24 protein-coding genes, 1 tRNA gene and 2 pseudogenes are annotated in these 23,918 nt (G+C 68.2%); 16 read left to right on the forward strand and 11 right to left on the reverse strand.

Annotated elements, in window-relative coordinates:
• The first annotated feature begins 60 nt into the window (after positions 1-60).
• Entirely contained in the window at positions 61-1,002 is a 942-nt protein-coding gene (rlmB, locus tag KVT45_RS10990) for a 23S rRNA (guanosine(2251)-2'-O)-methyltransferase RlmB (RefSeq protein ID WP_217546413.1), read from the forward strand.
• A gap of 117 nt (positions 1,003-1,119) precedes the next feature.
• Positions 1,120-2,790 (forward strand): DoxX family protein, encoded by a 1,671-nt coding sequence (locus KVT45_RS10995; protein WP_217546415.1) that lies wholly within the window; start codon positions 1,120-1,122, stop codon positions 2,788-2,790.
• Positions 2,791-3,054: 264 nt separating this feature from the next.
• On the opposite strand, the gene KVT45_RS11000 is transcribed toward KVT45_RS10995, so the two are convergent.
• From KVT45_RS11000 to KVT45_RS11010, 3 genes are all read right to left on the reverse strand, one after another.
• Positions 3,055-3,786 (reverse strand): nucleotidyltransferase family protein, encoded by a 732-nt coding sequence (locus KVT45_RS11000; protein ID WP_217546417.1) that lies wholly within the window; start codon positions 3,784-3,786, stop codon positions 3,055-3,057.
• 95 nt (positions 3,787-3,881) lie between these two features.
• The gene (locus KVT45_RS11005) at positions 3,882-4,343 is read right to left on the reverse strand and encodes a hypothetical protein (RefSeq protein ID WP_217546419.1); all 462 of its coding nucleotides are present in this window, start codon (positions 4,341-4,343) and stop codon (positions 3,882-3,884) included.
• A 248-nt stretch (positions 4,344-4,591) separates the two neighbouring features.
• Positions 4,592-5,728, reverse strand: coding sequence for an ABC transporter ATP-binding protein (locus tag KVT45_RS11010; protein WP_217546421.1), 1,137 nt, complete (start codon positions 5,726-5,728; stop codon positions 4,592-4,594).
• 217 nt (positions 5,729-5,945) lie between these two features.
• Between KVT45_RS11010 and KVT45_RS11015 the strand changes: the two genes are divergently transcribed.
• A tRNA-Thr gene (locus KVT45_RS11015) sits at positions 5,946-6,019 on the forward strand.
• A 77-nt stretch (positions 6,020-6,096) separates the two neighbouring features.
• On the opposite strand, the pseudogene xerC reads toward KVT45_RS11015, so the two are convergent.
• The 3 genes and pseudogenes from xerC to KVT45_RS11030 all read right to left on the reverse strand — a co-directional run.
• Positions 6,097-7,035 (reverse strand): annotated as a pseudogene (gene xerC, locus KVT45_RS11020) (tyrosine recombinase XerC).
• Positions 7,036-7,074: 39 nt separating this feature from the next.
• Positions 7,075-7,275, reverse strand: coding sequence for a helix-turn-helix domain-containing protein (locus KVT45_RS11025; protein ID WP_217546422.1), 201 nt, complete (start codon positions 7,273-7,275; stop codon positions 7,075-7,077).
• Positions 7,276-7,517: 242 nt separating this feature from the next.
• Positions 7,518-8,148: pseudogene (locus tag KVT45_RS11030) on the reverse strand (ATP-binding protein); the annotation flags it as partial.
• A gap of 281 nt (positions 8,149-8,429) precedes the next feature.
• Here KVT45_RS11030 and KVT45_RS11035 point away from each other — a divergent pair.
• Positions 8,430-9,017 (forward strand): hypothetical protein, encoded by a 588-nt coding sequence (locus tag KVT45_RS11035; protein ID WP_217546424.1) that lies wholly within the window; start codon positions 8,430-8,432, stop codon positions 9,015-9,017.
• A gap of 149 nt (positions 9,018-9,166) precedes the next feature.
• Here the strand turns inward: KVT45_RS11035 and KVT45_RS11040 are convergent, their stop codons facing one another.
• Positions 9,167-9,817, reverse strand: a complete 651-nt coding sequence (locus KVT45_RS11040) for an NAD(P)-dependent oxidoreductase (protein WP_217546426.1) — start codon at positions 9,815-9,817, stop codon at positions 9,167-9,169.
• 248 nt (positions 9,818-10,065) lie between these two features.
• Here KVT45_RS11040 and KVT45_RS11045 point away from each other — a divergent pair, with 248 nt between their 5' ends.
• Together KVT45_RS11045 and KVT45_RS11050 are read left to right on the forward strand one after the other, a co-directional pair.
• Positions 10,066-10,494 (forward strand): DUF6233 domain-containing protein, encoded by a 429-nt coding sequence (locus KVT45_RS11045; protein WP_217546427.1) that lies wholly within the window; start codon positions 10,066-10,068, stop codon positions 10,492-10,494.
• Positions 10,495-10,731: 237 nt separating this feature from the next.
• Positions 10,732-11,127 carry a hypothetical protein gene (locus KVT45_RS11050; protein ID WP_217546429.1) on the forward strand — a complete coding sequence of 132 codons (396 nt, stop codon included), beginning with the start codon at positions 10,732-10,734 and terminating at the stop codon, positions 11,125-11,127.
• A gap of 16 nt (positions 11,128-11,143) precedes the next feature.
• Here the strand turns inward: KVT45_RS11050 and KVT45_RS11055 are convergent, their stop codons facing one another.
• Both KVT45_RS11055 and KVT45_RS11060 read right to left on the reverse strand, forming a co-directional pair.
• Positions 11,144-11,683 carry a flavoprotein gene (locus KVT45_RS11055; RefSeq protein WP_217546431.1) on the reverse strand — a complete coding sequence of 180 codons (540 nt, stop codon included), beginning with the start codon at positions 11,681-11,683 and terminating at the stop codon, positions 11,144-11,146.
• Positions 11,680-12,951 (reverse strand): helix-turn-helix domain-containing protein, encoded by a 1,272-nt coding sequence (locus KVT45_RS11060; RefSeq protein WP_217546433.1) that lies wholly within the window; start codon positions 12,949-12,951, stop codon positions 11,680-11,682. The genes KVT45_RS11055 and KVT45_RS11060 overlap by 4 nt, the downstream gene beginning before the upstream one ends.
• A 176-nt stretch (positions 12,952-13,127) precedes the next feature.
• Between KVT45_RS11060 and KVT45_RS11065 the strand changes: the two genes are divergently transcribed.
• From KVT45_RS11065 to KVT45_RS11095, 7 genes are all read left to right on the forward strand, one after another.
• Positions 13,128-13,562 (forward strand): ATP-binding protein, encoded by a 435-nt coding sequence (locus tag KVT45_RS11065; RefSeq protein ID WP_217546435.1) that lies wholly within the window; start codon positions 13,128-13,130, stop codon positions 13,560-13,562.
• Positions 13,563-13,601: 39 nt separating this feature from the next.
• The gene (locus KVT45_RS11070; protein WP_217546827.1) at positions 13,602-14,888 is read left to right on the forward strand and encodes a UDP-N-acetylglucosamine 1-carboxyvinyltransferase; all 1,287 of its coding nucleotides are present in this window, start codon (positions 13,602-13,604) and stop codon (positions 14,886-14,888) included.
• On the forward strand, positions 14,885-16,114 hold the full coding sequence (locus KVT45_RS11075; protein WP_217546436.1) for a metallophosphoesterase: 1,230 nt from the start codon (positions 14,885-14,887) through the stop codon (positions 16,112-16,114). Before KVT45_RS11070 ends, KVT45_RS11075 begins: the two co-directional genes overlap by 4 nt.
• Positions 16,111-16,650: a dCTP deaminase gene (gene dcd, locus KVT45_RS11080; RefSeq protein ID WP_217546438.1), complete on the forward strand. Its 540-nt coding sequence runs from the start codon at positions 16,111-16,113 to the stop codon at positions 16,648-16,650. Before KVT45_RS11075 ends, dcd begins: the two co-directional genes overlap by 4 nt.
• Positions 16,647-17,183, forward strand: coding sequence for a deoxycytidine triphosphate deaminase (locus KVT45_RS11085; protein ID WP_217546439.1), 537 nt, complete (start codon positions 16,647-16,649; stop codon positions 17,181-17,183). The genes dcd and KVT45_RS11085 overlap by 4 nt, the downstream gene beginning before the upstream one ends.
• On the forward strand, positions 17,180-18,295 hold the full coding sequence (locus tag KVT45_RS11090) for a glycosyltransferase family 4 protein (protein WP_217546441.1): 1,116 nt from the start codon (positions 17,180-17,182) through the stop codon (positions 18,293-18,295). The genes KVT45_RS11085 and KVT45_RS11090 overlap by 4 nt, the downstream gene beginning before the upstream one ends.
• A gap of 137 nt (positions 18,296-18,432) precedes the next feature.
• Complete coding sequence (locus tag KVT45_RS11095; RefSeq protein WP_217546829.1) at positions 18,433-19,476, forward strand: serine hydrolase; 1,044 nt, start codon at positions 18,433-18,435, stop codon at positions 19,474-19,476.
• A 121-nt stretch (positions 19,477-19,597) separates the two neighbouring features.
• Here the strand turns inward: KVT45_RS11095 and KVT45_RS11100 are convergent, their stop codons facing one another.
• Positions 19,598-19,876 (reverse strand): hypothetical protein, encoded by a 279-nt coding sequence (locus KVT45_RS11100; protein WP_217546443.1) that lies wholly within the window; start codon positions 19,874-19,876, stop codon positions 19,598-19,600.
• A gap of 19 nt (positions 19,877-19,895) precedes the next feature.
• On the opposite strand from KVT45_RS11100, the gene KVT45_RS11105 reads away from it, so the two are divergent.
• From KVT45_RS11105 to KVT45_RS11115, 3 genes are all read left to right on the forward strand, one after another.
• Positions 19,896-21,272 carry a hypothetical protein gene (locus KVT45_RS11105; protein WP_217546445.1) on the forward strand — a complete coding sequence of 459 codons (1,377 nt, stop codon included), beginning with the start codon at positions 19,896-19,898 and terminating at the stop codon, positions 21,270-21,272.
• 175 nt (positions 21,273-21,447) lie between these two features.
• Positions 21,448-22,233 carry a hypothetical protein gene (locus tag KVT45_RS11110; protein ID WP_217546447.1) on the forward strand — a complete coding sequence of 262 codons (786 nt, stop codon included), beginning with the start codon at positions 21,448-21,450 and terminating at the stop codon, positions 22,231-22,233.
• A gap of 203 nt (positions 22,234-22,436) precedes the next feature.
• Positions 22,437-22,937 carry an NUDIX domain-containing protein gene (locus KVT45_RS11115; protein ID WP_217546448.1) on the forward strand — a complete coding sequence of 167 codons (501 nt, stop codon included), beginning with the start codon at positions 22,437-22,439 and terminating at the stop codon, positions 22,935-22,937.
• A gap of 44 nt (positions 22,938-22,981) precedes the next feature.
• Here KVT45_RS11115 and KVT45_RS11120 read toward each other — a convergent pair whose 3' ends face one another.
• Positions 22,982-23,908, reverse strand: coding sequence for an alpha/beta fold hydrolase (locus tag KVT45_RS11120; RefSeq protein WP_217546450.1), 927 nt, complete (start codon positions 23,906-23,908; stop codon positions 22,982-22,984).
• Positions 23,909-23,918: the final 10 nt, after the last annotated feature.

Below are 23,918 nucleotides of genomic sequence, written 5' to 3' on the forward strand. Positions count from 1 at the left end.
CCGGGCGGCACACTGCATAAGACGTACGTACGAAGCGAAGCTCACGGAGACGGGTAACTCATGGCAGCCAACAACCGCCGCATGTCCGGCAAGAAGGGCGCGCAGGTCGGCAGTGGCGGCCAGCGGCGCCGGGGCCTGGAGGGCAAGGGGCCGACCCCGCCCGCCGAGATGCGCAAGGGGCACAAGAAGAACCGCATCGCCACCTCCAAGGCCAAGCAGGTCCAGCGCCGTCCGGTGGCGCGCGGCCGGGGCGGCAAGGGCACGTCCGAGATGGTCGTCGGCCGTAACCCGGTGGTCGAGGCGCTGCGCGAGGGCGTGCCGGCGTCGACCCTCTACGTCCAGCAGTTCATCGACAACGACGAGCGGGTCCGCGAGGCCCTCCAGCTCGCGGCCGAGCGCGGCGGCATCAACCTCATGGAGGCCCCGCGTCCCGAGCTGGACCGCATGACGAACGGCCTCAACCACCAGGGCCTGGTCCTCCAGGTCCCGCCGTACGAGTACGCGCACCCCGAGGACCTGGCGAACGCCGCGTACGACGAGGGCGAGGACCCCTTCATCGTCGCCCTCGACGGCGTGACGGACCCGCGCAACCTCGGTGCGGTCGTCCGCTCGGTCTCCGCCTTCGGCGGCCACGGCGTGGTCGTCCCCGAGCGCCGCGCGGCCGGGATGACCGCCGGAGCCTGGAAGACGTCGGCCGGTACGGCCGCCCGCACCCCCGTCGCCCGCGCCACCAACCTGACCCGGGCCCTGGAGGCGTACAAGAAGGCCGGCATCGTGGTCGTCGGCCTCGCCGCCGACGGCGAGCACGAGATCGGCGACCTGGCGGCGCTGGGCGGCCCGGTCGTCATCGTCGTCGGCAGCGAGGGCAAGGGCCTGTCCCGCCTGGTCGGCGAGACCTGCGACTATCGGGTCCGGATCCCGATGCCGGGTGGTGCCGAGTCGCTCAACGCCGGTGTGGCGGCGGGGATCGTGCTGTACGAGGCGGCGCGCCGCCGCGTGTGAACACGTGCCCGTAGCCTGACCCGTGCGGGGTAATTCCGGCGTCCCGGACATCCTTGACGCGGTCCGGACACATCCGGCCGGTCAAAGCAGTGTCCTAACTCCACGTCACTCGGTTACATGAGTGTGGACACCAGAACACCCCGCACACCCACGGGGGACCGCTCGTCGGGATTCCGCTCCGGATTCGCTTCCGGGCCCGACGACGCTCCCGCGCTGAGCATGGTGAAGGTGCCGAGCGATCCGGCGCAGGTCATCGTCAACCACGCGAGCTTCCGCGTGCAGCTGGGCGTATCGACACGGCGTACCCAATCTCCCCGGGTCGCACGGCACTTGAGCGCCACCGAGGACACCGCGCGCATCCCGGTCGTCGGCACGGCGGGCAGAGCGGGGGCGGCACCCGGCCGTCGCCGCCCGGTCGTCTGGAGCGGCAAGTCCGCGCCCGACGACACCGGCGCCCACCGGCTGCTCCAGGCCGTCCGGGGCGGCAGCGTCCGGCATGTCGAGGAGCCCGCCGGACCGGCCGGCGCGACCCGGGTCATCCCGCGCGTCGGCGAGGGCTACGGCGGCCTAGATCAGACCGTCGAGACCCCGATGGTCGGCCACCCGCGCTCCCCGGCCTCCGGCGAGAACCGGCTCATCCCGAACATGCCGTCGGTCGGCAGCGCCTACGACGAATCGGCGTACGACGAATCGGCGTACGGCCAACCGTCCTACGCCGACGACGAGTTCGAGGACTTCGAGGAGCCGCGGTCGGCCCGGCGGGCCGGCGACGGCGACCCGGCCCGGCACGCCTACTACCCCGGCCGCCGGATGAACCTCGGGGTGGTTCTCCTCCCCCTCCGGATCTTCCTCGGCTTCATCTCCATCTACGCCGGCATGGGCAAGCTGTGCGACCCCGTCTACTTCGACGGCGGCAAGCGCGGCTCCATGGTCACCTGGCTCAACACGCTGCACCCCTGGGAGGTCGCCGAGCCGCTGCGCCAGTTCGCCCTCCAGCACCCGGTCGGCTCCGGCCTGGTGATCGCCTTCCTCCAGGTGATCGTCGGCGTGCTGACCGTCCTCGGCTGCTGGCAGCGGGTCGCCGCGGTCGTCGGCGCGCTGCTCTCCGCCGCGCTCATCGTCACCGTCAGCTGGAAGACCGTCCCCGCGTACGACGCCCCCGACATCATCTATCTCGCCGCCTGGTCCCCGCTGATCATCGCCGGCGCCCCTGTCTACTCCGTGGACGGCCGGCTCGCGGGCGGCGCCTGGCGACGCCTCGGCCCCCACTCCGACATCTGGGACCTGCGCGCCCACGTACTGCGCCGCGGCGCCCTGGTCACGGCCATCACCGTCGGCCTCACCCTGCTCGTCGGCTCGCTCCTGGGCGGCGCGGTCCGCGACTCCAGCCGCGTGGTCGTCCCCGGGCCCGGCGAGGCCCCCCGCAACAACCTCCCCGGCTCCGCGCTGCCCGGCGAGTCGTCCAAGCCCCGGCAGCGGACTCCGTCGGCCTCCACGGCTCCCTCCGGGGGCGCCACGGCGAGCCCCTCGCAGGCGGCGACCACCCCGGGTGCCGACCGCACCACGAGCGGCGCCACCACCACGACCCCCAGCGAGACCCAGGGCACCACCGGGCAGGCCCCGCCCCAGCACACGGCGCCCGCGCCGACCACGGCCGGCCCGACCTCGGGCGGCGCCGCAACCGGCGGTACGTCCTCGACGGGCGGCGGCACAGGCAGCAACACGGGAAGCACCGGCGGCGCATCCTCCTCGGGCCAGCCGGGCCTGGTAGGCGGCCTCCTCGGCTGACAGCCCACCTCATGCTGACGCAGCCCCGCGCTCCAAAGGCGCGGGGCTGCGGCGTACCAGGCGTACCCAAGGGGCGCGATGTGTCCGTCTGCCGACTGCGGCGCCGTCGTGGCTTGTCGCGCAGTTCCCCGCGCCCCTTACGGGGCCACAGCGCACCGCCCCCGAAGGGGCGCGGGGCTGAATCGATTTGCGGCTCCGCCGCGGGGCGCGACAAGCCCCCACTCACCTGCAGGTGACGAACCGCCGGTCGCACCCCCTCTTCGGCTAGCGCCCCAGCGAGGCCAGCTCCTTCGCCGCCTCCGTCAGGTCCTTCGCCGTGTCGATCGCCCGCCAGTACGCACCCTGCGGAATCGGGAACCCGGCCAGCTGCCGGCTCCGTGCCAGGTGCGGGAACGTGGTCCGCTCGTGGTCCCCCCGCTCCGGCAGCATGTCGGCGAACGCCGGAGAGAAGACGTAGACACCCGCGTTGATCTCGAACGTCGACGGCGGCGACTCGATGAAGTCCGTGATGTGGCCGAAGCCGTCGGTCTGCACGGCGCCCCAGGGGATCCGCGGACGCGCCAGCGCCAGCGTCGCCACCGCGTCCCGCTCCGTGTGGAAGTCGGCCATGTCGCGCAGCGAGAACCGCGTCCAGATGTCGCCGTTCGTGGCGTACCAGGGCCGGTCGGTGTGGGGGAGATGCGCGGCCGCGTACCTGAGGCCGCCGCCCCGGCCCAGCGGCTCGGCCTCCACCACCGTGGTGACGGAGAGCGGCAGGTCGGCCGTCGCCAGCCACTTCTGCAGGACCTCGGCGAGGTGGCCGCAGGAGACCACCACGTCCGTGACGCCCTCCTCGGCGAGCCAGGTCAGCTGGTGGCCGATGATCGGCGTGCCCGTACCCGGGATCTCGACCATCGGCTTGGGCCGGTCGTCGGTGTACGGACGAAGCCGTGAGCCCTGGCCACCGGCCAGGACCACGGCTTGAGTGGGGCGCAGCGCGGCGTTCGGATGGGTCATGCCCGAACTGTACGACGCGCCCATGGGTCGGCTTCCCGCCGCGGGCGGCCCCTTAAGGAGCCGTTACCCACTTCCCAACCGGCGTTAGGGCCTGTCTAGCTGTGCGCGGCCAGAACGCCGGAGGCGAAGGACGTGTCGCAGACCGGGCGGGCGTACGACTGGGCGCGTGAGGCGCCGTAGATCCGCACCGCGGCCCGGCCCAGCGCGCGGGCGATGGAGGTGCAGTGCTGGGCCAGCGACGGGTGGCCGTTGACCGCCTGTTGGAGGTGGGTGAGGACCTGGTCCGGGTTCTTGTCCTGGAGCTCGGTCATCAGCTGGTCGCGCAGGGCGTCCTGCGGGGCCTGGGAGAGGGCCTTGGAGGAGACGTTGGCGTCGGTCACGTCGGTCGCGGTGAGCACCGAGCTCCGCGGGGATCCGGTCCAGTTGACGCGGGTGACCGCGAGGGTCCCGGAGAGCACCAGGACGACGGGCAGGACAAGGGCGAGGGTGCGGCCGATCCGGCGGGCAGGGCCGCCCCGGTGGCCGCGTCGCGTCTGAGGGGTGGTGGAGTGCTTCACGCGTGTGAGGGTAGCGTGCGGTAATGATTTGGCGACATTTAGTCACCGGTTCGGGGGATGGAGAAGTGCCGTGTTTCGGGTACTGGGTTGACGCACACTGCTCGAAAACCACCCGCTTGCCGGGGTAAAACGGGGCAACGGAAAGGGCCCCGCAGCAGGCTGCGGGGCCCTTTCCGTCAACCTGGGTGAATTCACCCTGGTCAGAGGTTTGTTTCCGTGACGCGCTCCCGGCGGGTGCCGGTCGTGGGTCAGTCGGAGAGACGCTCGCCCGTGGAGGTCGAGAACACGTGGATCTCGCCCGGCCGCGGCACGACGTGCAGCGTGGCGCCCTTCTCCGGGACCGCGCGGCCGCTGACGCGGACGACCAGGTCCTTGAGCTCGTCGCCGACCTTGGCGCTGCCGTAGACGTAGCCGTCGGCGCCGAGCTCCTCGACGACGTTCACGGAGACCGCGAGGCCGGCCGGGGCGTCCTCGGTGTCCTTGGAGAGGGAGGACGCGGCCTCGCCGTTGTGCTCGACGATGTCGAAGTGCTCGGGGCGGACGCCGACGGTGACCGTGCGGTCGCCCTTGTCGGCGGCGGCCTGGATCGCCTCACGGTTCACCGGCACCACGCTGTTGCCGAACTTCACGCCGCCGTCGGTGATCGGGACCTCGACCAGGTTCATGGCGGGGGAGCCGATGAAGCCGGCGACGAAGAGGTTGGCGGGGCGGTCGTACATGTTGCGCGGGGAGTCGACCTGCTGGAGCAGACCGTCCTTGAGGACCGCCACACGGTCGCCCATCGTCATGGCCTCGACCTGGTCGTGGGTGACGTAGACGGTGGTGATGCCGAGGCGGCGCTGCAGCGACGCGATCTGCGTACGGGTCGAGACACGGAGCTTGGCGTCCAGGTTGGACAGCGGCTCGTCCATGAGGAAGACCTGCGGCTCACGCACGATGGCGCGGCCCATCGCGACACGCTGGCGCTGACCGCCGGAGAGCGCCTTCGGCTTGCGGTCCAGGTACTCGGTGAGGTCGAGGATCTTCGCGGCCTCCTCGACCTTCTGCCGGATCTCCGCCTTGTTGACGCCGGCGATCTTGAGCGCGAAGCCCATGTTGTCGGCGACCGTCATGTGCGGGTAGAGGGCGTAGTTCTGGAACACCATGGCGATGTCCCGGTCCTTCGGCGGCAGGTGCGTGACGTCGCGGTCGCCGATGCGGATGGCGCCGCCGTTGACGTCCTCGAGCCCCGCGAGCATCCGGAGCGAGGTGGACTTGCCGCAACCCGACGGGCCGACCAGGACGAGGAACTCGCCGTCCTCGATCGCGATGTCGAGGCCGTCGACGGCGGGCTTGGTGGAACCCGGGTAGATCCGGGTCGCCTTGTCGAACGTGACAGTGGCCATGGCTCAGAGGCCCCCTTCTACCGGCAGGAACGTGCCGGACGATCCGTTGTAGGAAGGTGGTTGGTGTAGTCCACGAGGGTGAACTGGCTCAGGACGGTACCTGGCGTTCACCCCGTATGTCAGTACCTGGAGCCCTGTGAACTTCGCGGAAATTTTCGACGGGCCCCGCCCGGGACGTGGGTACACTGCACGAGGCACACCCCCGGGGTGTGCACATGCCTCCTTAGCTCAGCTGGTCAGAGCGCCGCTCTTGTAAAGCGAAGGTCGTCGGTTCGAATCCGACAGGGGGCTCTTTCACCACCTGGGACAACGCCCCCGCGATCCATGATCACGGGGGCGTTGACGGTAGTTCTTGACGGCAGTCGGCTCTAACGGCGCCGTTTGAGGAGACGGTCCATGTGCCCCATCGCCTCCCGTCGGTCTCCATCACGGTTCGAGGAGCGACGCCGGCGGCGAACAACAGCGACGCGCAACCGTGGCGGGTGTCGTGCAACCGGACCTGCGGCAGCTTGGCAGCCGAAGAGATCCGCAGGAACGACCGGTACAGATTCCGAGGCTCGATCGGTCGACCGCTCCGTGCGGTGAACACGAGATCGCTGTCATGCCACGCTGCCCCGGCAGCCGCGCGGCGGTCTGCCTGCCGCAGGCGCTGCCACCTGAGTGGCGCCACACACATCTGCGGAATGGGGATCATCCGCGTCCGCCGGTTCTTGGCCGTGTCCAGGTACACCGAGTGCCACGGCGAGAACGAACGCCGTGTAGAGCGGGTCGGTGCGGGCGGCCTCCACGAACGTCAGGGTCTCGTCCGGCGTCCAGGGACGAAGTTCGCGGGGCTCGACTCGGGGAGCGGGCACCAACTGCACGACGTTGCGACTGATCAGTTCCTCTCGACAGGCGGCGGTGAGGGTGGTCCGCAACACACGATGCGACTCCTTCGCGGTTGCCGCTGACGCCTTCCCGGTCACCTCCGAGACCATCCGGCGGACGTTCGCGGTGGTCAGTGACTTCAGGCGGCGACTGCCGAGCAGGGGCACGAGGTAGAGCCGAACGTGCATCTCGTACTTGATGAACGTGGTGCGCTTCCGGTGGGGCTTGGTGTGCTCCTCCAGCCAGTACGGCAGCCACTCGGAGAGCTTCGCCGACCGGGACGGCGTCGGGATTCCCTGGCGGTCGCGGCGGACGAGTTCCTGACGCTTCTCGTCGCACTCCTCCCAGGTGGAGCCGTAGACGGTCTTGCGCTTGCGGGTGCCGTCAGGCTGGGGGACGTAGACGCGCGCCTCGAAGCGTCCGTCCTTGCGCCGCCAGATGCTGCCGGCGCCGTTCGGGGTTCCTCTTTCGGGATGCCATCAGGCTGCGTTCTCCTCCAGTCGGTCGTGCATGTAGTGGCGTACGGCGTCGATCGGGATGCGGCGGGCGCGGCCGGATGTGTGGCTCGGGAGCTGCTTGGAGCGGATCAGGTCGTAGACCTTGCTGCGGCTCAGCCTCAGAGCGGTCATGACCTCCGGGACAGTGAGTGCTTGGGGGTCGCTCGGGACGACGATCAGCACGTTGAGACCTCCGGGAGAGGGCGGGGCCTGCGAGTGGGGGTGGGGGTGGGGGTGGTTTCGGAGGCTTCTCAGGAGCCCGCGTGTGTCCGAGGTGCGGATTTCTGCGTCACCGCGTCACCTGCGTCATTCAGGCTTCTGACCTGCGGGTTTTTGATGACGCAGAGCGTCGGGTCTGCGTCACCGGTGACGCAGGCTCTCCGTCACGCGTGACGCAGGTGACGCGGCGTGACGCAGACATCGGCCGTCTGTGCGAGGAGGTCGCCTTCGATGACGTCGTCGTTGAGGTCGTCCAGGCTGGCCCGGTAGGCGGCGAGAGCTCCGAGGCCGTTGGCCGCGTCGAGCTGCGCGCACAGGTGGGCGAAGTCCGCCATGCGCAGGTCGGTGGGGGTCTCCGCGTCGACCGCGCGGACCTTGACCGTGAGGTCGAGGAGCGAGCCGAGGACGATGGGCAGCGCTTCCGCGTACTCGGTCCACAGCTCGTCTTCGGTGCGCCGTACCCGGGGCCGTTCCAGGCGTAGCGGCAGGGGCCGTTCGGCGAGGTCGGGGCGGATGACTCCGACGTCGATGCCGGTCAGGAGCAGGGGGGCGGCGGTAGCCGACGCGGAAGACGTCCCCGTCGGTGAACAGAGCGCGCTTGACGTTCTCGGCTCCGGTGATGATGCAGCACATCGCGTCGGACAGGTCTGGGCTCATGTGGGAGAGGTTGTCCAGGGCGGTGACCCAGCCGGCGGCCACGGCGGAGAGGAGGTTCTCTTCGTCCTTCGGGGCGCGGCGCAGGTCACCGGTCATGCCCTCGATGATCCGTACGAGCATCCGTCCGCCGGTGGACTTTCCCGCGCCCTGCGGGCCGGTGAGGAACGGGGCGGGGACGGGCGCGGACGCAGGTCGCGGAATTGCACTCAAACGCTGATGGCCCCTGTGCTCAGCGATAGTTGGCCAGGCGGGGCCTCGGTCAGTTGCGGCGATCAAAGCCTGACTCGGCGGCATCGCCTACTCGCGAAGGATCACCGCACATGACCACCGGGCTCGTCACCGCCCGCGCGCTACTCCCCAGCGGCGACCAGGCCGAGATCGCCGCCGACGTCCCACCCAAAGAGTGTGATAACCCTAGTTTCCCAGCGGCCTGCCCCCATCCCCGGCCACCATGATCTGTCATGGACCTTTCCGGTGTGGCTGCGATCCTCGCCCTCCTCGGCATCCCTGCAAGTGTTCTGATCGCCCGTTGGCAGATGCGCAGTACCTTGCGACAGGCAGAGGAGGCGAGCCGCGCTGCGCTCGTGATCGCCGAGTCGAACTACCGCAATGCCTTGGAGGTGGCCGAGGCGAACCATCGCAACGCTTTGGAAGTCGTGCGCGAGCAAGCCGATGTGGAGCGTGAGCGGTGGCTGCTTGAGGCGCGGAGCACGCAGTACCGACTCTTCCAGGGCGCTGTGGCCCGGTGTCGTCGCAGTTACCTTGCTCAGGAGATTGACCGCGAGGAGTGGGGGGACGCCCTACATGAGCTCCACGAAGCCCTGTATGCGATCGGGCAAGTAGGGCCCGAGGAGGTGTACGGCATCGCGATCAGGCTTAAGGGAATGTGCGGCACCATGGCTGACATGCGCCTTTCGCTCGACCCGGACTCGCCGGACTCGCGAGCCCGCTACTGGGAGGACGCTGTCAGGCCATACCGGGTCGAGCTGAATCAGGCCATCAGTCGCGCACTGAACAGCTCGGAGCTACGGGGCAACCGCGACCTGTAACTGTATCGCTCGCGACAACATCGATACGCCTTGTCTACCTGGCCGGTGGCCGAGTAGCTCTGCACATGGCCAACTATCGCTACTGTCCTGTGCCATCGAGCCTTGAGCGAGTGTCACCGAAGGTTGAGCGGCGACGCCGGGGCTCGGGGTCAGTCGCCGACGGTGAAGCGCTCGCCGATGTGCTGTGGCTGTTCGATCTCATCGAGCAGGGCGACCGCAAAGTCCTCGGTGGAGATGCGGCTGTTGCCGCTTGCGTCGACGATGAGATCGTCCGTGGCGGTGCGGTAGGTGCCTGTGCGCTCGCCCGGCGCGATCGTCGCGGCGGGGCTGAGGCAGGTCCACTTCACATCGCTGACCGTGCGGCAGAAGTCCAGGGCGTCCCCGTGGGCGTGCATGATCTGGAGTAGAAACTCCGGCAGGCCCTCTGCGTCCCAGACCTGCGTGCCGTCCGGCTTGCGCAGGGAGCCCGCGCCGCCGACAAAGACGAGCCGGGGTGCTGCGGCCCCCAGCGTGCGCAGGCCGGCGACCAGGGCCTCGGCGCTGGGCTTGATGGTGGCGATGTGGCCCGGCCCGTCGCCTCCGCCGACCGCACTGATCACGACGTCCTGCCCCTTGGCGGCCTCGGCGACGGACTCGGGGTCCAGGACGTCGCCGGTGACCACGGTCAGGCCCGGGGCGCCTTTGGTGAGCTTGGCCGGGTTGCGTACGACGGCCCTCACCTCGTGACCGCGATCGAGCGCCTCGTCCAGGACCCGCGATCCAATGGTTCCGGTGGCGCCGAACAGGGCGATCTTGGACATGCGAATCTCCAGTTCCGGTTGATCATCTCGGGGCTAGCAGGTTAGGGAGACCCCCCGCGACACACGTGAGAAACCGACCGCCTCCGAGCTTGACCCCATCAGGTGACGCCCTCCCGACCAGGCCGGTCAAAGACCGGTGACACAAACTCGCCCTTGATCAAACTCCGACGGGCACGGTCAAGGTTCAGTGGCACAGGACGTACGCGTCACGGGTGCTGGTGCGGGACTCAAACCCTAGAATCGAACACATGAGCGAGTTGCTGCCACCGGACCCCGCGCGCCTGCGCGTGATCCTCGCGCACCTCGACAAGCAGATGGCCGACCACGAGACCGTCGGCACCTACCTGCGGCTCCAGCACGATGCCGTCCAGGCCGCGCTCTCCCGCGCCGAGCGCCGGGCCATCCCGAAGCCCGTCATATCGGCGCCCAAGCGGCCCACGGGGGCTCGTCGCGAGACCAGCGGCCAGCCGTCGACCGGATACGTCGTCGAACGGAACAACCCGCGCGACGCCACCGCGGGGGCCGTCATCCATGCCGCCGGCTGTGACAGGGCGCCGCATGACGCACGTCCCGCCGGGATCGAGGTCGCCCGCAAGGCACTCGCGAACGACCCGCGCTTCTTCACGGCGTGCGAGCACTGCCGGCCAGACACCGAGCTGGGCATCGACGTCGCCTAGGTTCCTGGCGGCAGCTACAGCGAAGGTGCTCACTTCGAGCCCGCTGGGCCTCTCCCTTGCCGAGGAAACCGCAGCCCCGAGCCCCGTGGTCTGACGGCACTTCGTGACGGCAACACCGGTGCACGTTGCCGTACTGGACGAACCAGCCATGGACCATGCCGAGCAGGCGGGCGAGTCAGTTCCATGGCCGGTGCGTCGCTGGGGGGAACTGACCCGCGCCCTCACCAGGAGCCTCACATGGCCATTCGCCGCCAGCCCGACCCAGCCCCCAACGGACCCAACTTCGGCATCATCAACACCGGCAACATGACCGGACCCGCGCAAGCAGCAGCGTTCTCCCAGAACGTCAGTCAGACCAACAACATCACCAACGAAGCAGTCGACAAAGCCCGCGACAGCATCGATGATCTCCGACGGCGCCTGGAAGAACTACGCGGCCAGTACCCCGAGGTGGACGCCGCCCTGCGCGACCTAGCCATGATCACCCCGCGCCTGGACGAACCCGACCGCGACCCCGGCACCCTGCGCTACATGCTCCAGAACCTCGTCGAGCGCTGCGGCGGATTCCCCAACCTCTTGGCCGCAGCCCAACTCGTCCAATCCACCGTCATGGCACTACTGCCTGGATCCTGACGGCCCCTGGCTGCGGCTACCGAGCGAGCCGGGACTCCAGCAGGTCCAAGACTTCCTCCCAGCGGAAGCGGTCCGCGCCGCCGCCGGCCTTCGGCCGATGAGGCTCGTACGACCCGATCAGTACGCCCATCTCGCGCAGCCGCTCCAGACTTTGCCGGTACGCGGGGTGGGCGGCCTGGGCGGAGTTCAGATACGGCAGCAGGGCGATCGGTACGCCCATCGCGGGTGCTTCGCACAGGATGCCCAGGGCGAGGTTGTCGGAGATCCCGGCGGCCCACTTGTTGACGGTGTTGAAGCTGGCCGGGGCGACCGCGATCGCGTCCGCGGGTCGGGTCGGGCGCGGTTGGTCCGGTGTCCGCCAGGCCGAGCGGATGGGGAGACCGGTCTGCGCCTCGACCGCCTCGACGTCGAGGAAGCCGAGCCCTTGCGGGGTGGCGACGACGCCGACGTCCCAGTTCCGCTCGTGCGCTGCGGTGATCAGTTTGCCGACGTCGGTGGCGACTCCGGCCGCGCAGACGACGATCTGGAGGAACGGCTTGTCGGGCTGGTCACTCACGCGGGCACTCCCAGTTGGCGGCTGAAGTGGTGCAGCTCGGGCAGTGCCCGGCGGCGGTCGCGGGCTGCCATGTCGGCGACCAGTTCGCGTACGGCCGGGCGGCGGATGTCCTGGGCCGCACAGCTCTCGGCGATGCGCAGGGCCTGGTAGCCGTCGGCGAGTCTGCCCTGCTGACTGTAGGCGCGGGCGGTCTCCAGCCAGAGTGCGGCCCGGCGCTCGGGGACGGGAATGTGCCGCCGCATGAGTGGCCGCGCGGTTTCCAGCGCGATGCCGGCGTCGCCGAAGGAGACGGCCGCGCTGATCTCATGCAGAGCCACGTTGGTGGGGCTGAAGTTCGCCCAGGCGTCGGGCCGGTCGAAGGAGACGTAGCGCGCCACCTCTTTGGCCTCGGTGAGGAAGTCCTGGGTGGTGGCGCGATCGCCGTTTCTGCTGGCGGCGGTCGCCCCGCGGAGCAACAGCAGGCCGACCGCTGCCAGATACCGGGGCGAGCGCTGGTCGTAGGAACCGGTGAGCTGGTCGGCAGTGTGGCGGACCATGTTCACGGCCTGGGCCGTGTGCTTCTCGCGCACGAGGACGTGGGCGTGAACGCGGACACTGGCGGCGATGACGATGGGATCCCCCGACCGCTCCGCCTCGGCCATGGCCCGACCGGCCGCGAGCCAGGCGTTGCCCTGATCGGCTCGCTTCAGCAGCAGACTCACCGACGTCTGGTACGCGGTGGCGAGCAACCCGGACGCCTCCGCCGAGCCGGATAAGCCTCCGGCGGCATGGCGCAGGTCGGTGATCAGGCCCGGCAGCGTCCGTTCCAGATCCGTGTAGTCGCACGTGCAGAACATCCGGCGTACGTCCCGTGTCCGGTCCCGTAGCTCGTCGATGTCCAGGGCTTGCCCGGTGGCAGCAGGGCTCGTGCTTGGCAGCAGGACCTGTACCAGGTCGAAATGTGCTGCGGTGGACGACGGCGGAGCCGCGAGAGCTGCGACGCTCGCGGCCAGGAAGGTACGGCGGTGCATGTCCTCTGTTCCGGGGTCGGCGGGGCTGGTGTCGGAGGAGGCGGCGAGACCGAGACGGTCCAGCGGAATGTCCAGCACCTGCGCGATCTCGCGCAGCGTGCGCACGTCCTCGGTGCCCCTGCCGCTCTCCAGACGGCTCACCTTCGACTGGTGGTACCCCAGGGCGGCGGCAACCTCCGTCTGCGAACGCCGCTGTAACACGCGGGCCTGACGGATCACTTCGCCGATCCGTCTCGCTTCACTCTGTGCCTCGGCCATCTGTGCCACGGCCCCTTCTGCCGTCGCCGATCCTGCCTGCTCAACCGAGCGTAACCGAGCGGCAATTGACCGCGACGCAGCTCCTGCATAAGTCATGCGGCGCCGGCACACGGCGTGGCCCCGCCTGCCTCCGAAGCGGTTGCGTGGAGTTGCCACACCGATCCAGGAGGCCGCTCATGGAAGCGCATCAGATCCATTTCCCCGTTCACGGCACACCTGCTGCCGCCAGCTCCGCGCGCCGGCAACTCGCCATCGGGATACGGGCCTGGGACGCCTCCCTCGATCAGGAACTCCTGGAAACAGCGGAGTTGGTCGCCGCCGAGTTGCTCGCCAACGCGGTACGGCACGCGGGCCACGGCCCCATCTCGGCCGGCGCCCGACTGAACGACGAACGCCTGCTGATCGAAGTGACCGATGCCAGCTCCAAGGCCCCGCAGGTCGGACTGCCTGACGCGGAAGAGGAAGGCGGGCGCGGCCTGTTCATCGTCGCCGCCCTCGCGGACCGCCACGGGATCGAACCACTGCCGTCCGGCAAGCGGTGCTGGGCCGAGTTCAAGGTCAGCGGCCCTGACCACCAGCCCTCACGATGCCTTCCCCTGCAAAGGAGTTGACGGTTGACAGCCGTAAGGATTCCCCCGGTCGCCGCCGAAGTGGTGGCCATCCGGCCCGGCACCTCTCTCACCGGGTCCGTGACAGTCGACGGGTCCAAGAACGCGGCCCTGCCCCTCCTGGCCGCCGCCGCGGCCCTGCACCGCCCGGTACACCTGGGCAACGTCCCGGCGAACACCGACGTCGAAACGATGCTCACCCTGCTCCAGCAGTCCGGCTGGCACACGGCCCGCCCCGTCACCGATCCCCACACCACGGTCATCCTGCCCAGCGACAGGCCACAACCGGGGCCCGCCCCCGAGACCGCCGCACGCATCCGAGCCTCGTACTACCTCGTCCCCGCGCTGCTCGGTGCCTACGGACGGGCCCGTCTCCCCTGGCCAGGCGGATGCCGGATCGGGGAACGCGGCATGGAACAGCACTTCGCGGTCTACGAGCACTTCGGTGACCGTACGACTGTCGACGACCGGGGCTACCTCGTGGAAGCAGCCGCCGCCGCACGGACCGGAACGGTCTCGATCACGCTGCCCTTCCGCTCCCGAGGTGCGACCATCGCCGCGGTCCTGCGCGCGGTCGTGGCCGGACGGCCACTGCGGCTGGGCGGGCCCAACCTGTCGCCGGAAGTGCTCAGCGTCGTAGAGGCGCTACGGCTGGCTGGATGGCAGTGCCGGGCCGGCGAGTCTCTTCTTTCGCTCGCGCCGCCCCCGTCCGCTCCCACGGAGACCATCGCCTGGAAGGTGCCCGGCGACAAGATCGAGGCAGGCACGCTGGCCTGTGCCGTCGCAGTGACGGGCGGCGAGGCGCGTATCTGCGGCGTACGCGGTGATGACGTCGTTCCCCTGGTCAGCGCTCTACGACAGCTCGGTGTGCCCGCGAGCACCGAGGACGACGTTCTGACCATCCATGCCCAAGACACCCGCCCCACCAGTCGGCCGCTACGAGCCGTCGCCTCCCTCGCCCCTGGCGGCCTGGACGCCGACTTCGAACCGCCCCTGATGGCTTTGGCCCTCACCCGCCCCGGCACTCATCTCTTCTCCGACGCCATCAACCCCGGCCGCCACGGCAACCTACTGCCCCAACTCGCCCGCCTCGGCGCCGAGATCCACGACCTGTCGCCCACCAAGTGCCGTCTCACCGGCCCGCAGCAGTTGACCGGGACCGGAGTGGAGGCCACCGACATCCGCACGGGCTCCGCCCTGCTCATCGTCGGCCTCACTGCACGCGGTGTCACCACGCTGGGCGGTCTCGACCAACTCCGGCGCGGACACGCGGACTTGCCCACCAAACTGCACGCCCTCGGCGCCGACATCTGCGAGGTCACCCCATGAGCCGACGCTTACGGAAGATCATCGCTACGACCGACGTCCACTCGGCCTTCGACGCGGGCATGCCGATGCTCACCCACCTCTACAACGCCAGGGCCGAGAGCCTGATCGTGGACTGCGGCGACTTCTTCGAAGGGAGCGGCTACTACCGCTTCGGCAAGGGTCAGATCGAGCGGGAGATCCTCACCAGCCTGTACGACCTGCTCGCGCCCGGAAATCACGGCTGGCCGCACTACTTCGAACCAGGGCTGCACGAGATGACCGTGTGCGCCAACGCCTCCGACACCAACGGCAAACCGCTCTTCGACCGGGTACGCATCAAGCGGATCGGCGGCCAACGGGTCGCCATCACCGCGGTGATCGGCCCCCAGGCGTTCAACACGATCCCCACCCACGACCGCAATGGCCACCACGTCACCAACCCGGCCCATGCACTGCGCGAGGTGATGCTGGAGAACCACCACCGAGCCAACGCCTGGATCGTGTTGTCCCACTCCGGCTTCGAGGAGGACCTGAAGCTGGCCGCCGCCTGCCCGTTCGCGGACGTCATCTTCGCCGGCCACTGCCACAGCGACACCTACGGCCCCGTGCGCATCGGCGACACGCTGGTCGTCAAGGGACGCGAACTCGGCATCGGCTACGCCACCGCAGAGCCGGTCGGCAGAGGATGGGCTGCGCGCACATGTAACTTTCCCAACGCAGCCGTAGTTCCCGAAGACCTTGCCACGGTGCAGGAGAAGGTCTCCTTCATCGGCCGCAAGCTGGCGAGTCCGCTCGGAACCGTGATTGAGCCTTATCGCAATGGGGAGTTGGACCGCAGCCGTCTGCTGCGAGAGATCGCCGGCCGACTCCACTCCGGCCTCGGCGTAGACGCGGTGATCCTCAACGAGACCGCGCTCCGTTCCGTATCCCTCGGCGAAGTGCTCACCCTCGGGAACCTGTTGGCCATCGAGCCTTTCGACAACCAACTCGTCCACGCCGTCCTTCCTGACGAGCACGCCCAAGACCACGACAAGCTGCTCACGCAACTCGCTGAATACGTGGGCCCGTTGGTCATCGCTCCCACGCCTCTTCCTTCGGCGACGAGCAGCGTGCTGACGACGGGCTACCTCGCCGACAGCCATCTGGGCGGCCGAACACATCAAGCCGGACTCCGGCTCAGCCAAGCCGTACGCCGCGTCCTGGCCACCACCTTGCCCGGCGGCGCCACCGAGGGAGGCGAGCAGTGATCCTCACCGGCCCCGAGATCACCGCGGCTGCCCGCGACGGTCGCCTGACCATCGACCCCTTCGAGCTGGAACAGGTCAACCCCAACAGCTACAACGTCCGCCTCGGCCCCACCCTGCTGACCTACGCCGACACCGAGATCGACTCCTACCGCCCCAACCTCACGCGTGAGATGGAAATCGGGACGGACGGACACGTGCTCCAGCCTGGCGAGTTGTACCTCGGGCACACCCTCGAAAAGGTCGGCTCCAACTCCTTCGTACCGCTGCTGTTCGGCCGCTCTTCGGTCGGCAGGCTCGGCCTCTTCGTCGAAATCACCGCCCCCATCGGCGACATCGGCTTCCACGGCCAGTGGACGCTGATGCTCTCGCCAGTCCGTCCGCTACGGGTGTACGCCGGCATGAAGATCGCACAGATCATGTTCTTCGTCTCTACCGGTGAAATAGACCCCTACCAAGGCAAGTACCAGGACGCCGCAGGTCCGCAGCCGTCGAGGTACTGGCGGGACGTCGCTCCGGTGAAGGCGGTCACCTCGTGATCCTGACCCGCCCCGCGATCAGAGCCGCCCTTCAGGCTGGCGAGATCACGATCGAGCCGTACGATCCCGCCCGTCTCTCCCCGAACGCCTACGACTGGCGGCTCGGCGACACTCTTCGCGTCTGCGCCGGTGAACTGGACGCCGCCGCTCCCACCGTGTTCATCGAACAGACCATCCCCGTAACAGGCTTGGTGCTGAAGCCGGGTGTGCTCTACCTCGGCGTCACGCTGGAGAAGACCGGTTCGGAGACTTACGCGCAGATGCTCAACGGCGACCGAACCATCGGCGCACTCGGCATCTGGGTCCATGTCTCCGCCCCGCTCGGCCACCAAGGCCACGCCATCCGCTGGACGTTGGAGATCCGCGCCGCCAAACCCGTCCGGGTCTATCCCGGGATGACCTTCGGCAAGCTCGTCTTCCTCACCGCCTACGGCACGCCGACCAGCTACCAGCAGCAGCTTTCCAAGTACGCGGATACGGACGGCATCGACATCTCCCGCCTCTACGAGGAGATCCCCGGAGGAGTCCTGTGAGTCCCCACCCAGCCGCCGGGCCACTGGCCGCCACCCTGCTGGACCTGCCCGCCGGAAGTCCGGGCGGCAGCGTCGAACTCTTCCTCGACCTCTACACGGGCGAGTGCCCCCTCATCCCCGCACGGGCGTTCATGCTCGGCCCGTCCAACCCGAGGCGTCTTCTCCCCGCTGGGCTCGACCTGCTGCCCGTGGCCGGCAAGTGTCTGGAAGGCCCGGCCTTCGGCAGCTACGTCACAGTCCTACGCAGGGCCCTCACAGCCGCGATCGACCCAAACCAGATCGGCGTCCTGCACCTCCAGCACCTGACATTCGGCGCCACCCCAGCCCTGATCCGAGCCCTGCCTCTGCATCCCCGCATCGCCCTGGTCCACGGCACCGACCTGATCTTCGCCGAGGCCCACCGCGATCAACTCCGCGTCCTGCGCGAGACCGCGAGAGCCGCAGACGCGATCGTCGTGCCGACGGTGGCAATGGCCGACCGCCTGCTCAAGCTCGCCCCGCAGATCGACCGCAGGAAGATCACCCACATCCCCTGGGGCATCCCCGACCACCTGCTCACCGCTCCACCGACCCGACCAACCCGCGCTTCCACCAGCCACCTACGACTGCTGTACGCAGGACGGCTGACCGCCGAGAAGGGCGTGGCGGCCCTGATCAGGAGCCTGGCCCCTGTGCCAGGTGTCGAGCTGAGCATCGCCGCGCCCCGGGCCCAATTCCACGCCTTGGCCCCGCTGTTGCAACAGGCCGGCGTGAGGGCCCACTACCTCGGGTGGCTACGCCGTCCACAACTGTGGAAGGCGTTCGCCGAGCACGACGTACTGGTCATGCCGTCCACCACCCTGGAGGCCATGGGCTTGGTCGCGCTGGAGGCCCAAGCCTGTGGACTGCCAGTCCTCTACCAACCTGTACCGGGCCTGAGCGAGGCCCTCGCCGCGACTGGCGTAGCCACCGATTTCACCAAGTCGGCCGCCCTCGCCCGCGATCTGGATCGGCTTCGAACCTCTCCCGGTCTGCTCTCCGCGCTGCGGCAGGCGGGCTACGTGAACGCCACCCGATACCCGCTCTCGGCTACCGCGCAAGCCCTCACCGACCTCGGCCACCAACTCTCCTGAGGAGGTTCAGAAACCGGGTCGTTCGGCACAGAAGATAACCGGCCTGCCATGAGGGCAGCTCAGTACGCCGTTCCTCCACTCGTCCCACCCGCGTCACTACGCTGACCGACGGGATGCCCACTGCGAACAGGGAGACCATGACGTACCGCACCGACCGCATCGAACAGCTCCTGAGCGAAGGCGTCCGCGACAAGGTCTACCCCGGCGCTGTATGGGCCGTCGGAGACGCCGCCGGAACTCATGTGCACGGCACCACAGGGGTCCTCGACCCCGAGCAACCGGACGTGCCGATGCGGCCCGACACCGTCTTCGACGCTGCCAGCCTCACCAAGATCCTCGCCGTGTGGTCCTCCATCGGCTCCCTCTGGGAAGAAGGCAAGCTCGACCTCGATTCTCCCCTGGGCACCATCTGGCCCGAGGTCGAAGGCCACGCGCTCGGATCGGTAACCGCCCGCCAGTTGCTGACTCACACGGCCGGCGTCCCCCTGCGGGCCCAGCTCAAAAACCTCTACGGCACCGACCCGCAGGACATCCGCGACGGCGTACTGAGGGAAGCACTGCACCGCCAGCCCGGAGAGGCCGTCGAGTACACCGACCGTGCCGCCCTCATCCTCGGCTACCTCGCCGAACATCTCTCGGGCCAGCGCCTTGACCAACTCGCCACGGAGCGGATCTGGCAGCCGCTCGGTATGAACACCACCCGGTTCGGGCCGCTGCCCTCGGAGATCGCCGCACGGTGTGCGCCGACCGAGCTCGACCAGGACACCGGCACTCACCTCAAAGGCGTCGCCCACGACTTCTCTGCACGACTCCTGGGCGGCGTGTGCGGCATCGCCGGTGCCTTCACCATCCTCGACGATCTCGCCGCATTCCTGCGGTACATGCTGGGCGGCACCTCTGCATCGGAGCAGGCCGGCTTCGGGACGACCTGGGCGACTGAGTCGCTGACGATCCAGACCGGTGAACTGGAGCCCGTACGCGGCCTGTTCTGGCACCCAGCTCCCGGTACCCAACCGACCCAGGATGTTTGGGTGCACTACGGCTTCACCGGAACCGGCATGTGGATCTCACCAGACCAGGGGCGCTGGGCCGCACTGCTGACCAACAAGCTCTACTACACCCGCGACCGCCAGCCCCTCACCGAGATTCGCAACGCCTTCCGCGAACTCGCCTTCGGCTGAGACAGCGGCCCGACCTACGCCGCCAGCTCGTAGGAGATTCCAACTGCAGGTAGTTACGCGAAGGTTGAGGTCTCCATCCGCACGAGCGGCGGCGTACTCGCTCAACCCTCAGAAGGAAGAGCTACGCCACCTTGCCGCCGATGAGTCCAACAATCGCCCCGAAGCCCATCATGTACGTGGTGGAGCATGCCTCTACGGCACCTTTCACCTGCTCAGAATCGCCGCCGAACGCAGCCAGCAGCACGTTCAAGATCAGAGCTAGTGCTGTCAGCGCGGCGACTGTAGAGAAGATCAGCTTGAAGCGGGGCGTCAAGTCGGATGCGTTCTCAGGCACGCGAATGCTCTCGTGCTCAGGTTTGTACGATCGCGCCCGCTCGTGACCAGGGTCTTGGTTCTTCATGCCCTCGTATACTGCCCAGATGGGACATTGGTCCGAGGGTCTTGTCGACGAAGTCGCGCGGATGGTCGGAGGCAGCCCCGACCGCCGTCTACTGAAGGACAAGCTCGCTCAGGCTGGCCGCGAGATTGAGGTTCTGTCAGGCCGTAGCTTCCAGCCGATGCGCCGAGCGACCGCGGTCTTCGAGCCCAATGGTCTGCCTTTTGTGGACATTCCCGACTTGCAGGTCGGCTCGATGGAACCAGAGTCGATGGTTTGGGAGGTCCCTGACCCGGTGAACCCCCAGATGGCAACCGTCCTGCAGGTCACGCCCCTGGCTGCCCCTGTCCCTAAGGCCGCGTCTATTGCAGACGCACTCTGGATTGCCGGCCAGCTCGTCGCCGTAGCGTCGCAGAGAGGGCAACTGTCAGGTGAGTATGTCCTTGGATGGCTAGGTTCATTTTTCTCGCCCGAGCAGCGAGTGGAACTCTTTCGTCGTGTCATGAACCCTGAGGTTCGATTTCATGTCCCCATCCTCGCGGTCTCTGTCGACGGATGGTGGTTCCAGATCGCCCGTCGACTTCTCTGGATGACAAACGAGACCGAGGACGAAGGGCGTCTTTTCGAACCGCTCATGGATCAGACGGCCGGTGACAAGATCCCACCGCTTGTAGCCGCCGAAGCGATCCTGATCGCGGCTCCCATGACACAGCAACCCGCAGGCTGGGCATTCACCGCGCGCATCTGGACCGAGCAGGTGCAACGGCCCACCGATCGGCAGTGGAGCAGGTTCGCGAGGGCTATCCACGGCCACGGCATACCGACCATCACCCTCGACCCTGTCTCAAGTCCTTACGAAATCGCCTGTCAGGTGGTCTTGAAAGGCTACTGGCACGGCTACATCAAGGGCGATGAACCGGCCCTGGCAAAGGTAATCGCGCGGGCGTATCCGCGGCAGGTCGCTCGCATTGAGCGTGAGACCCGGGCCCCGAATACGGATTCGGCAGCCGCGACGCTGCTTGAACAGCTGATCCGCCCTGGATTCGACCCAGGACAGGGGGCGGAGGCGACCCGTCGGTACGTGCGCCGGAAGGCAAGCATTGCGGTAATGCAATACCGGAAAGGCGAGGCACCGGATCGGTATCCCTGGACGCGGGTTGGGGTCAGCGAACGCCGGTACTACAAACTCCTGCCGTTGTTCGTGCATAAGGTCAACGGCCGCTACGACTACGACTACGACGATGTCGTGGCGCGGATGAAGGATCACCTGGATCGTGTAGACGAGGCGCGGAGAGCGCGAACAGCAGCCCTTGAAGTCCTCCGACTGCACGGCTTCGGGGAAGAGGCCGCGCGTAAATGGCTACAGCGGCATCCACCCAAGGATGCCCTGACTGCGTGGCCGCGCGGTCGACGCCCGTAGCGCCAGCTATGCACTGAAGTCAACGTCTGCGGAGACGGCCCGCGCACCGTCATCGACGACACCCCCGCCATGCTCGGCGCCGTCGACGTCGCCCGCAACCAGTGTCCTGAACGGGTCAGCCGCTTGACCGAAAGCGTCGTTCGATGGCTTCCGCTCGCACCGTACAGTCGACCAAGTGCGCTACGGACAGAAGGCGTTGCTGCCACAACCTGGGACATTCCCCGATGAGAAAGCTCTCGCTGACTTCGTCCTCGACAAGATGGACCAGTGGTTCCATGTTGAAGAGCAAGTGCCAGGGCGTTACTGGACCGGCGAAGAGACTCGTATAGATGCCGTGCTGAGGCCCCGTGAGCCGGCCGGTTGGCACGATGAGGCCCCAGCCTTCGGCATCGAGTTCAAGAACCCTGCTCCGAACACGAGTACTGGTGAGCGTTACGGATGGGTCGCGCAGGCAGCCGGATACACGCACTGCCAATGGGAGAGATACGGCAGGCTGGGGGTCTTCCTGTGCCCGTCCCCTCTGAGCTGGCTTCTGTCTCGCGCCGACAAGATTGCCAATGCCCGTCAGCAGCAGATCAGTCCCGAGACGTTGGAAGAGGAACGTCAGCGGGTGCGGGAGTACGGTCGCCGTTTCGGCAAGGAGTACTCCGACGCGTACGTCGAGAGCGAGGCGATGCTCGCGCACAGGCGCCGCCTTGGCGAGCTGACCTACGAGGAGTTCACGGCACTCGCTGATGGTTACGCGAACGCTGAAGCCCGCGAACGCGAACATGATCTGCGGATGGCCAAGGAGCTGACCCATCTCATCGGCCAACTGAGTGTTGGCGAGCTCATGCCCTACGAGGGCAGCGGCTGGACACTGACGCGGTCAGGCACTCGGCTATGGAGTGAACACCAGGGCGTGTCCAAGATCCCTTACAGGCTTCGGCCTCGCATTGGCTCCGAACGGAGCAGACGTTGAGGCTGGCCGGATGGTTGGCCTCCCTGATTTCCGGCGACCGTCGCCGGTAGAAGACGATCCGTCGATCGGTATCCGGCGGACGTGGGATATATCCGCTGGAGGCTCAAAGGAGCTGGCGATGGCGATGATGAAGGGGCTGGGCAGCCGTTCTGAGACGGACCACGCCTCGTAACTAGGCTGCGAGTGACGAAGGGAGACCAGTCGTGGCTCAGCCGACACGCGACGACCAGCCCAAGGCCCTACCGCCCGCCCTCGAATCCATGACCCTGCTGGTCGCCGCCGTCATCGTCCACGACCAGGCCACCAACCGTGTCGTCCTCCTCCAGCGCAGCGAGAACGCCAAGTTCGCCCAGGGCATGTGGGATCTTCCCGTCGGTAAGAGCGAACCCGGCGAGCCCATCACGGCAACTGCAGTGCGCGAGCTGTACGAGGAGACCGGTCTGACGGTAAAGCCTGAGGCCCTGACGGTCGCCCATGTCATCCATGGTGCCTGGGGCGTCGAAGCCCCAAGCGGCTTTCTCACCGTGGTCTTCGCCGCCTACGAGTGGACCGGCGAACCAGAGAACCGTGAGCCACGCAAGCACGCCCAGGTCTGCTGGGTTGATGCCGATGCCATCCCTGAGGAGTTCGTGGACACCACCGCGAGCGCGCTCCACCGGTATCTCACCCGTGGGCCCCAGGTGTCGCTGGACGGATGGGCATAGGGCGAGTGTGACATCACCATGCCCGGATAGAACGTGGTCGGCGCTCAGGCCGCGGGGGTGGCGAAGAAGGCGGCGAGTCTCTGCGCGGTCCAGGCGGGGTTGTCCGCGGCGTACGCGTGGCCGCTGTCGGGGACGAGGTCGGCCTGGACGTCGTCGGCGATCCGGCGGACGCCTTCGAGGAGCGGTGCTTGGGGCAGGCCCAGGACGGCGTTGAGGACGAGGACGGGCATGGGCAGTTTGGTGGTGCCGGCCGCGCGGATGGCCCGTCCGTCCTCCAGCAGGGTGGCGTAGTGCTGGAATCCGCCGCGCATGCCGCCGGGGGCGGCGTAGTGCCGGAGGAATTCGGCGCGGTCGGCGTCGGTGAGACCGCCGGCGGGGGAGCCGATGGCCCAGGCGGGAGCGAGGTAGTCGGCTTCCTTGCCCGCGGTGAGGAGTTCGGCGATGTCGACTTGCATGTGGAAGCCGAAATGCCAGTAGCCGCCGGTGGCCGGGTTCATGAGTTCTTCGAGCCCGAAGCCTGGTAGCACCGACTCGGAGAGGACGAGCCGGCGGACTTCGCGGGGGTGGGCGGTGGCGTAGGCGTGCGCGACCATGGCGCCGATGTCCATGCCGACGAGGTTGACGCCGGTGTCACTGGTGCCGGCAGGGTCGAGGTTCTTCACGATCTGCCAGATGTCCTCGGCGACGTCGCTCTTGGCGTACCCGCTGTCGGGCTTGCCGGAATCGCCGGTACCGCGCAGGTCGGGGGCGACAACGGTGAAACCGGCTGCGGCGAGGAGCGGCATCAGACGGCGCCACACCGCCCAGGTGTACGGCCAGCCGTGAAGCAGGACGACCGGTGGCCCCTCGCCGCCGACGACGTGGTGCAGGCGTATGCCGTTGACGTCGGAGTAACGGTGGAAGAAGCCGTCCATGCCCGATACCGGGCCTTCGGGCGGTGGAGCGGCGACCGGGGAGCTGTGCGCTGTCATCCGTCTGTCT

Origin of the sequence: Streptomyces sp. GbtcB6, assembly GCF_019091475.1 — a bacterium.
GTDB lineage: Bacteria > Actinomycetota > Actinomycetes > Streptomycetales > Streptomycetaceae > Streptomyces > Streptomyces hyaluromycini.